This window comes from Gordonia sp. YC-XJ4 (assembly GCF_059511865.1).
The window spans coordinates 1,693,425-1,708,568 of the sequence record NZ_CM183447.1 but is presented as its reverse complement, the minus strand read 5'-3'; the positions used below and the strand labels follow the sequence as shown (position 1 = coordinate 1,708,568).

The window sequence follows — 15,144 nt, the reverse complement described above, 5'->3', positions numbered from 1 at the left end:
TGTTGTACGGCTGGTCAATGCGAGCACGGACAAGCTTATCTATCAGGTCTGCTATTGGGACCCACAGCCTGGCAAATGGGTAGGGGTCGAGACCTTCGCGGGCGATGCCGCGAAGTCGGAGGCGTTCGCTCTATGCCACTACCTTAACGGCGGCCACCTCGGCGAGCTGCGCTAGAACTCAGCCTACGCCCGTCCGCCCAGTGTGAGAAAGAATTTCGCGCGACAAGTGTCAGACTACCCGTGTAGAAATGAGATCCACACCATCCCATCTGTCCACTATGCGAGGGGCCCCGCTGGTGCGAAAAATGTGACTCTATTCGAAAGCAACTCGACCAAGGTCGGACAAGTACCAATCACAGAGGCCGCGTCGCGGATAGATAGTGTCCCCGACCATGCCCGACGTCCTCGGATTACTCTCTGCGAACTGCTCGTCGGAGTCGCAGGAGGTTCGGTCATCGCATACGAACCCCGCGGCGGTCGATCGTGGAACCTGGGAAACGCAGATGTGTTCGTCACTGCGGCAACGCGTCCAGCTCACGACGAACTCCCCGCCATCGCAACCGAGAACGTCCTAACGACAGCCGCCGGCTATCCGGGAATACGCGAGTTGCCCTGGAGAGGTCGTGACGCCCGAGTCGCCATATTGGAGGACCCATGGAATGGCATGAAGCCACCCGAACACTTGAGCTCACCGCCCGCAACGTCGCGGTGCTCATCGCGAAGCTCAACGATCCGCAGTCTGCCCGCATGCTCGCAGCGGGCACCGGCGACGCCACTGTCCACGCGGTTGAGGCAGCTACCCCGGCGGAGCTGACCGCCGGCGTGGCCGAGGGCATCATCACCGTGACGCGCGAGCAGCTCGCCACCCTTTCAACCGAGGGTGCGAGCGTCACCGTCGCCGACGCGACCGTAACGGCAGTGCCCGACCAGGCGCACTACAGCCGCCGTCCGTCCGGGGCCGTTCTGATGCCCAGCTCAGGCAAGCTACTTGAACCCGAGATGGCGCACTGGAAGCTCCGCCATGTCTGTGAGGTCTGCGGCGTCGAGGCCGTGCTCACGGCGACCGAGGCATTCGAGTCCGGCTGGGACTACCCGCCGCGCATCGGACAGTTTGGCGTGGTCGGGCCGCGCACGTGTGGTAGCTGCCCGATGAGCGAGACGGTGTGGGCAGCGCTCGTCCTGCGCGGCACCTCTGCAGACAAGCTCACGGACGCGCAGCGTGACGTTGTGGCCCGCATCCTCGCCGAGCCGATGTCCATCGCTGTCGACGAATCGCCATAATCACTGCCGCCGCGTGATTGGTAGTCCGCGAGATCGTACGGCGGCTTTCCTATCAAGTGACGGCGTCGCATCTACAGCCACTTTGGCGCCGTCCGCTATCGGGCGGATACTCCAGTACAAGGCCATTCCCTGTGTGGCGCGACGTTCGGCTCCCGCCCTCCACAGACGTCGTGAACGCGTCACGATCGTTGAGCAATTGTGAGAGGACCGAACGTGTACCTGAGGTGGATGTTTCAGTGGTTTGTCGCTCGGCGGCGAGCTGCTGACGGCCGCGCTCCGCGCACGTGGCGCCGTTACGAGGACATCGCCGCGTTGTTCACCGGTGATTCTGATCCGGAGTGGAACACTGATCGCGGTCTTGTAGGCCAACAACTTCGTGACCCGTGGTCATTCAGCGATGAGCAACTAACTTCAGACCCCAACGAGGAGTCCGAATGGGTTGCCCCGCTTAGATTCTTGAACAAACAGCTAACCACCTAAATCGACAGGGGCGGCCCCAATCGTCACTTGGACGAGATCTAGACGTCAGCAGCCAGCCTCCAGCCGCCGAGTTTGTCGATCGCATATACTAGAAGCGCCTTGGAGCGGCAGGAATGCCAGCGTCAACTGGCGTTCATATCGAGGCCCCGTCGTGCTGGCGGGGCCTCGACCTTCAGGGGGCTGCGCTGCGGTACTACTTCTGCGCATCCGACGACGGCATGAGTGACTGACCCCGTGTCCGCGATCGTCAGCCGGGGACTTCCGATAGCCACATTTGCGTAGTTTCGGCAGCAGCGACCGGCCATGGTGCGATTCTGGCAGGCAACTCCGAGCCAGTGTCCAGTGACACTCCGGCCGAGTATCTCCACGATCAGCGCAACGCCAGCGGGTTGAATGGAATCAGCATTCGGAGTTCCCGACGCCGCAATTGACACGATCGGGTTGGAGTTCTAGGAGTCGTCCATGCCCGAGAGTCGTCACCGCTACCTCTACGAGCGCCTGGGTGATCACGACTTCCAGCAGCTCGTCAACACACTGCTCGCCGCGCAATTCCCGAACTTCACACCCATGGCGCTACGCCAGGCTGACGGCGGCATCGATGGGCAGCGCAAGCTCGACCCGTCGACAGTGCTGATCTACCAGGTCAAGTGGTCCATGTCCGGCTCGGAGAAGAACCCCGTCAGCTGGCTGGACGCCCAGGTGAAGAAGGAGCTGGACAACCTGCGGCGGCTGGCGAAAGAAGATGTGCGGCACTACGTCCTGGTGACGAACGTGCCGAGCACCGCCAAGCCCGGGACCGGCACCTTCGCGCAGCTGAACAAAAAGCTGGACGCGTATGCCGAGGAGCTCGGCTTCGACGAGATGTCGTGCATCTGGCGCGAGGCGCTCAACTCGTGGCTCGACAACTCCGAGGACTCGATCAAGTGGGCCTACGCCGACATGCTCGCCGGGTGGGACCTGATCCGATTCCTGGTCGCCGAGCAGGTCGGCGCCACCAAGAACCAGGCGGAGCGCAAGCTGATCCGGCAGGTTGCCGCGTCGCAGTGGGATGACGACCAACGGGTCAAGTTCAGCCAAGTCGAGGTGGACCGGAAGAGGATGGCGGACCTCTTCGTCGACGTCACCGCAGAGCTCGTACGCTCCCCGGACAGAGCCCGCGCTCAAGGGCTCTACTCGAACGAACTCGGCGGCGCTGCGCATCACCTGCTGCACACACCGATGCCGTTCACACTGGTGCGAGGCGCTCCGGGGCAGGGAAAGTCCACACTCAGTCAGTACATCTGCCAAGTTCACCGCAGTGCATTCATTCCGGAGTCGGAGCGACCCAAGGCCCTACCTGCGCTCGATAATCCACGGTTCCCGATCCGGTTGGATCTGAGCGACTATGCTCTGTGGCTCGCCGGCAACGACGTGTGGGATCACTCCGATGACCGCAAGCGAAAGCGGGATAAGGCGCGCAAGGGCGAGAAGGCGACCGTCGAGTGCTTCATCGCTGACCTCATGACGCATGCGAGCGGCGGCATCACCGCTACTGCCGACACGGTGCAGGGCATCTTCGAACGAGTTCCCAGCCTCGTTGTGCTTGACGGACTCGATGAGGTCGGCAGCGCCAGCACCCGGCGGCGGGTCGTCAGCGAGATCGACGCGTTCGCCGGGCGAGGGAAGTCCTACACCGAGCCGCTCAAGGTCGTTGTCACCACGCGGCCGAGCGCGGGTGCGCTCCCGGAGCCAACCCTGGACAAGTTCGAGATCATCACGTTGAACCAGCTCACGGGCGAGCAACGGGCCGACTACCTGCGCAAGTGGTGCGCGGTCCGGGAAATCAGGGGCAAGGACGGCCGGGAGCTGCGGAAGAGCTTCAACGAGAAGAGCCGCGAGCCCTACATCCACGAACTCGCCGGCAACCCGATGCAGTTGACGATCCTGCTGGACCTGCTCCACCGTCAGGGCGCGGCCACCCCGACACAGCGGACCGACCTCTACGACACGTACGTAGAGCTTCTCCTCGCCCGCGAGGCGAACAAGCACCCCAAGGCCGTTCGCGACCACAAGGAGGAGCTGCTCGAGATCATCCCGTTCCTCGGTTGGTACCTGCACGCGCATACCGAGGAGTCGCAGATCAACGGCCGAATGAGCATCAACGACCTCAAGGCAGCGATGCGCCACTTCCAGCGCACCTACGGCAACCAAGAGTCGATTGTGGACGAGCTCTTCGTAGGCATCAGCGACCGTCTATGGGCACTGACCAGCCAAGTGGACGGCACCTACGAGTTCGAGGTTCTCTCCCTCCGGGAGTACTTCGCCGCCCGATTCCTGTACCGGAACGCAGGCGAAGACAACCCCCACTTCGACAAGGCGATTGTCCTGCGCGAGCTCCTACGCCGCCCATACTGGCTCAACACCGCCAGGTTCTACGGCGGCAACGCGAAGGGCAGCGACGTCTACGTCCTGGCCGCCGGCATCGAACAGGAGCTGCCACACACGTCGGCGCCCGCGTCATACCTCGCCGCGTGGGCACTTCTGACTGACGGCGTATTCCAGCGTCGACCACACGAAGCGCGCAAGGTACTGACGGCACTCTGTGCCGACACGGGGGTGAACTTCCTACTGTCCGCGCTCGACCGCCGAGACATCACCCCACTGCCCGAGCTGCCAAACCCCACGGCCGCCGGTGCTGACCCGACATGGTCACGGCTGACGACACTGATCAGCAAGAACCCGAGTGATACCGCCAACCCCCAACGCGTGCGGGTGCTTCGTGAGCTGCTCAACCAGCGCAGCGAGTTCTCGAAGTGGTGGTACGAGCAGCTCGCAGCAGCGATCGGCACGGAGCAGCAGAACGCGTGGCTCGCGATCGGAGCCTGTTGCGAAGCCGGAGCCGGGGTCACTGTGGACTTCGAAGACATGGACCTCTCGGACGGCGCCGATAGTGCCCCGTGATGTGGTGGGAATCGGTTCCGCGTCTGGTCAGTCGCAGTGATCAACGAGTTCCGTGTTTTGATCATATCCGTTGCTGGCGTTGAGGGCGTGCTGCTTGGCGGCGATGACGGCTCGGAGTTCGCCCATGGAGCTCTCTGAGAGGTAGCGGCGACCGACTTGCCATTCGTCGTGTTGGTCGATCACCACCGAGGTCGCCAGCCGCAGGAAGGCCTCCGGGTTGGGGAAGATTTCTACGACGTCGGCGCGGCGTTTGATCTCTTTGTTGAGCCGCTCGATGGGGTTGTTGGACCAGATCTTCTGCCAGTGTCCGCGGGGGAACGCGGTGAACGCCAGCACGTCCGTTTTGGCCTCGCGCATCATCTGGTGCGCCTTGGGGAACGAGCCGGCGAAGGTGTCGGCGACCTGGTCCCACTGCGCGGCCACATCCTTGGGGTCGGTGTGGGCGAAGATCGTCTTGACCGCCGCGGTCACCGCGGGTGCGTGCTTTGACGCCACCGTGCCGTGCAGGTTGCGCATGAAGTGCACCCGGCAGCGCTGCCAGGAGGCGCCCACAAACTGCTTGGCTACGGCCGCCTTGAGGCCCGCATGGGCGTCGGAGATGACCAGGTGCACCCCGGATAGCCCACGGGCCTTCAGGGAGCGCAGGAAGTCATTCCAGAACTCGTACGACTCACTGTCCCCGACCGCCGTGCCGAGCACTTCGCGGGTGCCATCAGCGGAAACGCCAGTGGCCACGACCATGGCATGAGATACCACGTGCGCACCGATACGGACCTTGCAGAACGTCGCGTCAGCGAACACGTACGGGAACTCGGTGTGGGCCAGCGTGCGGGTACGGAACGCCTCCACTTCGGCGTCGAGCTCGGCGCAGATGCGGGACACCTCAGACTTCGAGATGCCAGTGTCTACACCGAGAGCCCGTACGAGATCGTCCACTGCACGTGTAGAGACCCCGTGTACGTAGGCCTGCATGATCACCGCGTACAGGGCCCGGTCGATGCGCCGGCGCCGCTCGAGCAGAGCGGGGAAGAACGACCCCGATCGCAGCTTCGGGATCCGCGCCTCGATATCGCCGGCCGGGGTCGAGACAGTCTTGTTTCGGTACCCGTTGCGGTGCGTGGTGCGGTCCTCGTTGCGCTCGTACCTGCCGGCGCCGATCTTGGCTGAGGCTTCAGCCTCGATCAGCGCCTGCAGGCCGGCCCGCACCAGTTCGGCGAACATCGCCTGCGGATCGGCGGACAGGAGTGCATCCAACTGGGCGTGTACGCCAGAATGGGAGTGGGTCATCGCGTGGTGTGTCCTTCCGTGAGGGTGTTTCATTGAGTGTGTAAGGGTCCGGTCTCGAACCGAGGTGTGACCTACGGGTTTCGCCTCTTGGAAGGATTGACCGAATGACCGAAATTGCTGATGTCCAGAACCCCTTGGCCGGGGTGCTGAGCGCCGATCAGATCGACGCCATGGTGACCGCCGCCGAGGAACTCGGGCAGGGCCGCCACGGGGTCGAGGAGCTGCTGACGCAGATGACCAAGGCGGTGCTGGAGCGGGCCATGGAAGCCGAGCTCTCCGACCACCTGGGCTACGAGGCCGGCGACCCCGCCGGCCATGGGACCGGTAACTCCCGCAACGGCAAGACCACCAAGCGCGTCCAGACCCTCCAGGGTCCCGTGGAGCTGACCGTGCCGCGGGACCGCAATAGCTCGTTCGAGCCGGTGATCGTCCCGAAGCGGGCCCGTCGACTGGGCAAGGTCGAGGACATGATCCTGTCCCTCTACGCCCGCGGCATGACCACCAGGGATATCGGCTCACACCTTGAGGAGATCTACGGCTCCACCGTCTCCGCCGCGACCATCTCCCGGGTCACCGACGTGGTCACCGACGAAATCGCCCTGTGGCAGTCCCGGCCGCTGGAGACGGTGTATCCGATCGTCTACATCGACGCGATCTGGCTCAAGATTCGCGACGGCGGCGTCGTGGCCAATAAGGCCTGCCACGTGGCCGTAGGCGTCGATCTAGAGGGCCGCAAGCAGGTGCTGGGACTGTGGCTCGGTGCTACCGAGGGGGCCAAGTTCTGGGCAGGCGTCCTGGCGGAGATCCGCAATCGGGGCTGCAAGGACATCCTGATCTTGTGCTGCGACGGACTGACCGGGCTGCCGGCCGCGGTCAACAGTGTCTACCCCGAGACGGTGGTGCAGACCTGCGTGGTGCACCTGCTGCGCTCGGCCATGAAGTACGCCTCCTACGCCGACCGCAAGACCATGGCCAAGGACATGAAGCCGATCTACACCGCGGCCACCGTCCAGGCCGCCGAGCTGGCGATGGAAGCCTTCGCCGAGACCTGGGGCACCAAGGCGCCGGGGGCGGTGATGGCGTGGCGCAATGCGTGGGAGGACTTCACCCCGTTCCTGGCGTTCACCCCCGAGATCCGCAAGGTCATCTACACCACAAACCAGATCGAATCGATCAACTACCAACTCCGGAAAATCACCAAGACAAGGGGCTCATTCCCCTCAGTCGAGGCGGCGATCAAACTGGTCTATCTGGGCATCCGAAACATCGAAACCACCCGCGGCGGCGACCTCGGCACCGGCACACAGGGATGGCACCAAGCGCTCAACGCCTTCGCCGTGCAATTCCCCAACAGACTCCCACTCTGACCACCCGGCAGAGGGGCTAACTGGGGCTCCCCCGAAAAAGTGGACACGGTTAGCTTGATCGCTGACTTGTCAGTGACGTGATCTCGAAGTCGATAGGCGAGATCATCCCCAACGAGCTGTGCCTCCTGTCATGATTGTAGAATCTGATGTAATTGTCAAGTCCTGCAGTGAGATTCGCGTACGTGGTGAACGCGTGCCGCTTGTAGTATTCGTGCTTGACGGTCGACCACAGTGATTCGGCGCCGGCGTTGTCCCAGCAGATCCCTGTCGCGCCCATCGAGCGCCGCAAGCCATGCTTGCCGCATGCGGCGGCCATGTCGCGGCTGGTGTACTGACTGCCCCTGTCGCTGTGCAGGATGGTGCCGGCCACCGACCCGCCACGGGTGAACACAGCAGCGTCCACGGCCGCCTCGACCAGCTCGGTGCGCATGTGATCGGCCAGCGACCAGCCCAGCACCCGACGCGAGTGCTCGTCGCGGATCGCACAAAGGTATGCCTCGCCCTCACCGCAGGTCAGGTAGGTGATATCAGAGGTCCAGACCAGGTCGATGCCACCCTGGTCGAACGCTCGCCCGACCCGGTCCGGTGGGAAGGTCGCCGTCGGATCGACCTCGGTGGTCTTGACCTTGAAGGTGCGTGGGCTGATGCCCTCGATACCCATCTCGGCCATGATCTTGGCGACGGTGTTCTCCGAGACCGCGACGCCCTCGGCATGCAGATCGGCGGTGATCCGCGGCGAACCGTAGGTACGCGTGGATGCCTGCCAATGGGCGAGGATCTTCACCTCCAGATCCCGGCGGCGCTGCTGGCGAGGTGTCAGCTCCCTACGTCGTTGCCGATCCACCCACGAGTAGAATCCGGATCGTGAAACACCCAGCAGTTCCGTGAGTTTCGTGATGTCGTGGTCGGCGCACTCCGCGGCAATGAGCTCGAACTTGCTCACCGATGTTGCTGCGCCGCAAAGTACGCCGATACTTTTTTCAGGAACGCCAGATCGCGATCCTTCTCGGCGAGCTCCGCACGTAACCGAGTCAACTCCGCGCGCTCACCAGCTGACAAGTCCCGATCCGGTGGGGCGTTGCGCACCTCGTCGGCGACACCATCGCGCATCCGTTCAGCGCGCACCCATTTGCCCAACAAGTTCTCATGCACGTTGAGTTCACGCGCGACCTCGGTGACCGGCCGGCCCCCGTCAATCACCCGACGAGCAGCCTCCGCCTTGAACTCAGGCGTAAACGACCGACGCGTCCTGGACATGTAGACATCCTTCCAGCAGGACCCTTCGTCCCGCTATCTCAGGTGTCCACTCAAACTGGGGAGGTTCAAACCGACCGGCCCTTACACAGAAAACTTGACACGCCCTTCCGTGAGCTACTTGGTCGTAACTCATTGACCACTACGCGATGGCCCACCCCCTTGGCGGGCCGCCACACCGTCGTCAGCCCAAACCCCGGCCCCCAAACCCCACCACTCCAGGGGACTTACCCGCGCAGGGTCGCGTCCAGGCAAGCGATCAGCGTGGGCAGTTTCTGGTCCCACACCGGGATGACTACCCGGAAGCGGGACCACGCCAACCAGGCGCAGAACAGCAACGTCGAGCGCAGGACCCCGTCCGGGCCGGGGACCTTCGGCCCGTCGCCCCAGTCGAACTGCAGCCACAGGCCCGGCTCGGTGATCCACGGCCGGTAGGTGCGCTGATGCCCGGCCCGCCACGCGGCCTTGACCTGCGCCACCGCCCGACGGGTCGTGCGCTCGGTCCCGGTGAACCCCATCGCCACCAGCCGTTCGTGGACGATATCGGCGCGGACCTTGCCGTTGCCGCGCTCGACCCACTCCTCGATCTTGGGCATGTACTCATCGAGCATCCGCGGACGGCGGCCCGCGCCGGTCACCGGACGCCCCTGGTCACGAGCGGCGACGTACCGCCGCACGGTCTTGGGATCCACACCCGCCAGCTGTGCGGCGGAGTGCGCACTTTCAGTGGCGTCGTACGCCTCCAGAATTTCCATGATCTCCCTGTCAGACTTCTTCATGCGTCCCTCCGGTGGAACAGCGCTCGAAAGGTGGTCGAAGACCTCGAGCACATCCCCGGAGGGGCGCTTTTCGCGGGACCGACACGGCCCGATCCCTTGGCCACGGACAGGGAGATCAACTGACCGTCAGCAGGGAAGTACGTGTCCGTCTACAGGGAGATTGGCATGGCCGCTAGCAGGACCTGCTGGACCGGGACTTCACCTCAGATCGCCCGGACCGGGTGTGGGTCGCTGACTTCACTTACGTCCGAACGTGGGCCGGCTTCTCCTACGTCGCGTTCATCGTCGACGTATTCGCTCAGCGCATCGTTGCCTGGAATGCAGCGACCACCATGGCCACGGATCTGGTGATGACGCCGCTACGGATGGCGCTGTGGCAACGCGATCGCGAGGGGCACCCGGTCGAGCCGAAGTCGCTGATCAGCCACTCGGACGCAGGCAGTCAATATACATCTGTAGCGTTCACGGAACGACTCGCCTTGGAGGGGATCGAACCGTCGATCGGCAGCGTCGGTGACGCCTACGATAACGCGCTCATGGAGACGATCAACGGGCTATACAAGGCCGAGTGCATCCGCTCGTCGATCTTCCACGACGGGCCGTACAAGACGCTCGCCGACGTCGAGTACGCGACCGCTGCATGGGTCGAGTGGTACAACAATGACCGGCTCCACTCGAGCCTGGGCTACGTCCCGCCCGTCGAGTTCGAGCAGAGCTACTACGCCGCTCTCAACCGAGAGCTGCAACCCACATAGGGAGCGGCGGGAAACCTGGGGCGGTTCACATTGGTCTGTGGGCGGTACGGGCGGGTCCTCTTGTGTGCGATATCGCCTCCGAGGGCGTCGGCGAAGGCGTGGGAGCGATAGCACATGCCGTTGTCGGTCAGGACCCGGCGCACGGTGATCCCGGCGTCGTTGAAGAAGGCGTGGGCCCGCTTCCAGAATCCGGCGGCGGTGTCTTTGCGCTCGTCTTCCAGCAGCTCGCTGTAGGCCAAGCGTGAGTGGTCGTCCACGGCGTTGTGGATGTACCAGTAGCCCATCCCGCGTTTGCGGTCACGTTTTCCCTTGGCGCGGCCGTGGACCTTGTGCCCACCTCCGTCGGGGATGCGGCCGAGTTTCTTGATGTCCACGTGCACCAGATCGCCTGGTGCTTCGTGCTCGTATCGGCGCACCTGCCGCTTGCCCGCACGCACCGGGGCGCCGGTGGCAGGATCGGTGAACGCCAGCCTGACGCAGCCGTAGCGCGACAGGATCTTGTGCACAGTCGAGGGCTGCACACCCAGATGATACGCAATCCGGGCCGGACCCCATCGGCGGGAAACCCGCAGGCCGATCACCCGTCGTTCCCGACGCCGCGGCGTCTGGGCCGGGCTGTGGTGCGGGCGGCTGGAACGGTCGACCATGCCGTCCTCGCCGAGCGAGCGGTAGCGATAGACCCACTTGCGGACCGTGGTGACCGAGACACCAAACCGCTCCGCCGCTCGCCGCGGCATCCAGCCGTCCTCGACGACACACCGAGCCAGACGCAGCCTTCCCGTCGGAGTCAGCGGGGCGTTAGCGTGGGACATGAAGACCTCCGTTGTGAGTGTGGTTGCTTCGTCGCTTTCACACCTCACACGGAGGTCTTCCTCATGTCATCCCGCCATGCCGACCAGCGACACAACGTCCGTGGTCAGTACACCTAGCCCCGGCGGTACTCGGTAACCGTGCCGAGGAGGCTCGTCGCGTACAGGGTGTTCGCATCCGTGGCGGCGACCGACGAGGCGAACCACGGCTGGTCGGCGACGACGCACTGCGCGCCGCTGGACGGATCGATCTGGACGACCCGGCCGGCTTCTTGCGCGACGTAAAGCTTCCCGTCGGGCGCGAGGTCGAGATCGTCGGCGGAGATCAGGGGCCCGATACCGGCGAACGGGTAGCGCTGGACGAGCTCGCCGCGCTCGGTCACGCGCACGACCTCGCTCGGCTGGACGGCGGTGCGGGCGATAAAGAGATCACCGGACTTCGGATCGCGGGCGATGCCGTTGGACGACGTGATCCACGGCGCAAACGGCCGGTGGGTGCCGTCGGCCTCGACGAGCGTCGGATGGTCATTCGCGCCGGCAGCGCGAGTCGTGAGCAGGCGGCCGCCAGGCAGCGCGGCGAGACCGTCGGGCATCACGAGGCCGGTCGCGACGGTGGTGCGCTGCCCGGTGGCGAGATCCACCCGCGTGATCCCGCCGTCCGGAGTGTTGAGAATGGCCGACGGGATCGCGTTCCCAAACGTCACGTACGCCTGGTTGCCGTCGACGACGATGCCGCCCGGGGAGGGAATCGGCGTCACGAGATGTCGTGTGCCTCCCGGGGTGAGGCGCCACAGTGCACCCTGGTCGGGCGTCGAGGGGAAGATCTCCGAGAGGAGGAGATCGCCGGAAGGGAGCGCGGCGATGTTCTCCAGGTGCGCGAATCCCGAGGCGACGACGCGGCTGGTCCAGACCCCGCACAGCGGCGGCGGCCCGTCCAGCGACCCGGTCGCGGGCGGTGCGGCGGCGGCAGTAGGGGCGAGCGCCAGCGCGGCGACAGTGGCGAGGGAGAGCAAGGCGGCAAGGGGGCGAACGCGCATCGAAGGTCCTCTCAGGCGATGACGAAGAGGAACGCTACTCCGCCAGACGGAGCGTGTCAAATCAAATGAGACGTGAGGTGCTCGGTTGGGCTTGGCTAGTTTCGGGTGATCGGGCGTCGGGGTCGTTGATGGTCGCCTTTTCCGGCAGTCGGGGTGGGCGCGGTCGTCGGGTGAACCGTTCGGGGTGTTTGGCGTAGGCGGCGTCGAGCACGAGCTGGCGCCTGTCGCGGATGGTCTCGGCGGTGCCGTCGTGGACGCTGGCCGGGGTGTGCAGTCCGATCCCGCTGTGCCGGTGCTGGTGGTTGTACCAGTGGATGAATCGGTTCATCCATGCCCGGGCGGCACCGATGCTGGCGAACCGCTCGGGGTAGTTCGGCGTGTACTTCATGGTCTTGAACTGCGACTCGCTGTACGGGTTGTCGTTGCTGGTCCGCGGCCGATTGTGCGACCGGGTTACATCCAGATCGCACAGGAGTGAGGCCAACGGCTTCGAGGTCATCGCCGCGCCCCCGTCGGCGTGGAGATACCCCGGTGCCTGGCCTTGCTCGGCGATGGCGGCGGCGACCAGGTCGGCGGCCAGTTCGCCGTCTTCGACGGTCTCGATGCGCCAGCCCACGACGTAGCGGGAGTAGATGTCGATGACGACGTAGGCGTGGTACCAGATGCCCTTGGCCGGGCCCCGCATTTTCGTGATGTCCCACGACCACACATCATTTGCTGAGGTTGCGACCAGTTCGGGAATCGCCCGTGGTGGATGGGTTGCCTGCCGACGACGCTCGCCGTTCATCGCCTCGGCCGCCAGGATCCGGTGCATCGTGCGCTGCGAGCAGTGATACCGGCCGGCGTCGAGTTCGCGGGCCCACACCTGGGCCACGGACAGATCGGCGTAGGCCTCGCTGGTGAGCACTTCCAGTATCGCGGTGCGCTCGGCGGCGGTGAGCTCGGCAGGATGGCGGGCCTTGGGGTGCGGCCCATACTGGCGCGGTTTCGGATTGGCCTGGCGATGATGGGTCGCCCGCGACCTACCGACCAGGGCGCAGGACCGCACCACACCCAGCAGCGCGGTCAGCAGCTGCGCGGTTTCGGCCTGCCAGGTGCGCCAGGCGGCCCTGGTCACCCCTTGTTTTTCTTGGAGAGCGCTTCCAAGAACGCGACACCTTTTCCCATGACCTCCAACGCGGCGTCACGATCGGCGATGACCTTGTCCTTCCGGGCGGCGTCTGACTCGAGTTTGCTGATCTGCTTTTCCAGCTCAGCGATGCGCGCCTGCTCCGGCGACTGGCCAGCCCGGGGCCTTCTCTTGGACACGGTGCCCAGTGTTCCCGCTTCGATCTGGGCCCGCCACTGCTTGACGCTGGAATCGTAGAGGCCCTCTCGGCGCAGCACGCGGCCCTTCTGCCCGGACGGGGCCTGCTCGTACTCGGCGACGATGCGCCGCTTGTACTCGGCCGTGAACGTCCGCCGGGCCGGCCGCCCGGTCCGCGGGGCCTGAACCGTCTCCTGCGTCGAGGTCGTCGGCGTCGGCTGCGAGGCCTCCAGGGCCGCGTCAGTAGTTGCAGTGATAGTCATGCTGGGTTCTCCTTCTCCTCACGCCCCAGCCTCTCAACCAGCCAGCCCGGGTGTCTCACCTCAGTCTGGCGGATAGGGAGATGCCCGAATAGGTGGGAGACTGGCCATATGTTCCCCGGTTACGAGTTCTCGCTCGTCGGCTTCCTCGCCTATGTGGGGCTATTCGTCGTCGTGCCCAGCTCGATCGCCGGGGGGCTCGTCTGGCTGTACGAGCGCGACCAGGCGCGCGCCCGGGGCGGTCCGGCGCCCAGAGTCCGCGGGCTTCCGGCGCTTGCCGTGTGGGCCCTCGCCTTTCTGGCCGGGCTCGCATCGTTCGGCGCGTGGCTCACGTGGTCGGCGGGCCCGGGCCGGGATTACGCCGTCTGGCAGGTGGTGGCGTGCGGTGCGACGACCCTGCTGCTCTGGTGGCTGTGCGCGCGCCTCGGCAGGCCGGGGCTGTCGGGAGTCATGGCGTCGTCCATCGGAATACCCGGCGGATTTACGACCGGCTTCGCGGTGCTGGCGGTGGGAGACGAGACCGGTCAGGCGGGCGTCGGGGTGCTGCTCATCTCGGTGAGCCTCGGCACGCTCTTCGCTGTGCTCGGGCTCATCCTCTGTCGCTATGCAGTCCGGATTGACGAGATACGCCGGTGCAGATTGACAGAACTGGGGCATCTCAGCCGAGCCTGCCAAAGTAGCCACGAAACGGTACTGACGTCTGGGCGCCCGCGCTCCACCGCGTTCCGGTACAGGACAACCATTGGGTGCCCGTTCCCGCGGGCCGGTAGGGGCTGTCACTCACGACGTTCGGCGGCAGTTCTAATCGCGACTAGGAAGGGGCCGTCCTCGCTACGCGTCTCGGAGTCCAACTCGTCGAACGGACGAATCGACTCGTGGCCGGGGTTGACGCGCCGCATCCAGGCCGACCACGCGTCGTGGACGTCCGACGCCTTTGTTTGCACGCCCTTGGCTCGCAGGAGCACCTCACTCCACAGCGGTTGTCACGAACTTCGACGCAGTGGCGCCTCGGAAGTGACCCCACACGCGCTGACCCGCAGCGTGACCGCTATACGGCTCTTCCCTGTTAGATCGGAACCCTCCGAGGGCTCCAGGACGGCTGATCAACAGCCTCACCGGGGCCCGGCGTTCTCCCACTGCGAGAACCGACGGACACGGATCTCGACAATCGCGTCAACAGCGTCGGCGGGGCACATCATGCACTGCATTGGTTCTTGACTACTGATGGCCTGTGACAGCATTGCGACATGGTCTCAACGGAGCAACGTGCATCAACTGAAAGAGGACCCGGCGGGCAACTCACCGCAGAAATCACGTCTGTGGTGAAGCTGATGCAGACGATGAAGTTGGACATCCCCGCTTACCAGCGTCCATACACGTGGACGGCTAAGAACGTCTCTCAACTCGTCAGTGACATCCGACGTTTCAGCTCAGCAGGGCACTACCGGATCGGGACCTTCATTCTTCACCCCTCCCCAAGCGAAGAAGTAGGCAACGCGGGAGAGACGCTCGACATCGTGGACGGGCAGCAGCGATTTCTAACATTCGTGTTGATAGCCACCGCGCTGGCATCCCAGATGAGAGAAAAG

General features: G+C 64.8%; 10 protein-coding genes and 4 pseudogenes. 5 read left to right on the top strand and 9 right to left on the bottom strand.

The annotated features are described in order from the left end of the window. Window positions 1-654 precede the first annotated feature (654 nt). On the top strand, window positions 655-1,281 hold the full coding sequence (locus AC5ZH6_RS07490; RefSeq protein ID WP_348809550.1) for a hypothetical protein: 627 nt from the start codon (window positions 655-657) through the stop codon (window positions 1,279-1,281). Between the two features lie 942 nt (window positions 1,282-2,223). Continuing rightward, the gene (locus tag AC5ZH6_RS07485; protein ID WP_496168810.1) at window positions 2,224-4,701 is read left to right on the top strand and encodes an NACHT domain-containing protein; all 2,478 of its coding nucleotides are present in this window, start codon (window positions 2,224-2,226) and stop codon (window positions 4,699-4,701) included. A gap of 27 nt (window positions 4,702-4,728) precedes the next feature. Here the strand turns inward: AC5ZH6_RS07485 and AC5ZH6_RS07480 are convergent, their stop codons facing one another. Further along, on the bottom strand, window positions 4,729-5,988 hold the full coding sequence (locus tag AC5ZH6_RS07480) for an IS256 family transposase (protein ID WP_163376561.1): 1,260 nt from the start codon (window positions 5,986-5,988) through the stop codon (window positions 4,729-4,731). A gap of 104 nt (window positions 5,989-6,092) precedes the next feature. On the opposite strand from AC5ZH6_RS07480, the gene AC5ZH6_RS07475 reads away from it, so the two are divergent. Further along, window positions 6,093-7,355, top strand: a complete 1,263-nt coding sequence (locus AC5ZH6_RS07475) for an IS256 family transposase (protein WP_182641640.1) — start codon at window positions 6,093-6,095, stop codon at window positions 7,353-7,355. A 49-nt stretch (window positions 7,356-7,404) separates the two neighbouring features. On the opposite strand, the gene AC5ZH6_RS07470 is transcribed toward AC5ZH6_RS07475, so the two are convergent. The 3 genes and pseudogenes from AC5ZH6_RS07470 to AC5ZH6_RS07460 all read right to left on the bottom strand — a co-directional run. Beyond that, the gene (locus AC5ZH6_RS07470) at window positions 7,405-8,298 is read right to left on the bottom strand and encodes an IS3 family transposase (protein ID WP_211542299.1); all 894 of its coding nucleotides are present in this window, start codon (window positions 8,296-8,298) and stop codon (window positions 7,405-7,407) included. Continuing rightward, complete coding sequence (locus AC5ZH6_RS07465; protein WP_211542297.1) at window positions 8,295-8,612, bottom strand: transposase; 318 nt, start codon at window positions 8,610-8,612, stop codon at window positions 8,295-8,297. The genes AC5ZH6_RS07470 and AC5ZH6_RS07465 overlap by 4 nt, the downstream gene beginning before the upstream one ends. A 230-nt stretch (window positions 8,613-8,842) precedes the next feature. Beyond that, window positions 8,843-9,388, bottom strand: a pseudogene (locus tag AC5ZH6_RS07460) (transposase); the annotation flags it as partial. Between the two features lie 179 nt (window positions 9,389-9,567). On the opposite strand from AC5ZH6_RS07460, the pseudogene AC5ZH6_RS07455 reads away from it, so the two are divergent. Next, window positions 9,568-10,143 (top strand): annotated as a pseudogene (locus tag AC5ZH6_RS07455) (IS3 family transposase); the annotation flags it as partial. An 11-nt stretch (window positions 10,144-10,154) separates the two neighbouring features. Here the strand turns inward: AC5ZH6_RS07455 and AC5ZH6_RS07450 are convergent. The 5 genes and pseudogenes from AC5ZH6_RS07450 to AC5ZH6_RS07430 form a co-directional block, all read right to left on the bottom strand. Continuing rightward, window positions 10,155-10,955 (bottom strand): annotated as a pseudogene (locus tag AC5ZH6_RS07450) (IS481 family transposase); the annotation flags it as partial. A 113-nt stretch (window positions 10,956-11,068) separates the two neighbouring features. Further along, the gene (locus AC5ZH6_RS07445; RefSeq protein WP_496168808.1) at window positions 11,069-11,965 is read right to left on the bottom strand and encodes an SMP-30/gluconolactonase/LRE family protein; all 897 of its coding nucleotides are present in this window, start codon (window positions 11,963-11,965) and stop codon (window positions 11,069-11,071) included. A gap of 85 nt (window positions 11,966-12,050) precedes the next feature. Next, window positions 12,051-13,106 carry an IS3 family transposase gene (locus AC5ZH6_RS07440; protein WP_083249486.1) on the bottom strand — a complete coding sequence of 352 codons (1,056 nt, stop codon included), beginning with the start codon at window positions 13,104-13,106 and terminating at the stop codon, window positions 12,051-12,053. Then, the gene (locus AC5ZH6_RS07435) at window positions 13,103-13,558 is read right to left on the bottom strand and encodes a transposase (RefSeq protein ID WP_095719468.1); all 456 of its coding nucleotides are present in this window, start codon (window positions 13,556-13,558) and stop codon (window positions 13,103-13,105) included. The genes AC5ZH6_RS07440 and AC5ZH6_RS07435 overlap by 4 nt, the downstream gene beginning before the upstream one ends. Before the next feature lie 773 nt (window positions 13,559-14,331). Next, window positions 14,332-14,520 carry a DUF7701 domain-containing protein gene (locus AC5ZH6_RS07430; RefSeq protein ID WP_259851984.1) on the bottom strand — a complete coding sequence of 63 codons (189 nt, stop codon included), beginning with the start codon at window positions 14,518-14,520 and terminating at the stop codon, window positions 14,332-14,334. A 282-nt stretch (window positions 14,521-14,802) separates the two neighbouring features. On the opposite strand from AC5ZH6_RS07430, the pseudogene AC5ZH6_RS07425 reads away from it, so the two are divergent. After that, a pseudogene (locus tag AC5ZH6_RS07425) lies at window positions 14,803-15,138 on the top strand (DUF262 domain-containing protein); the annotation flags it as partial. Between the last annotated feature and the right edge of the window lie 6 nt (window positions 15,139-15,144).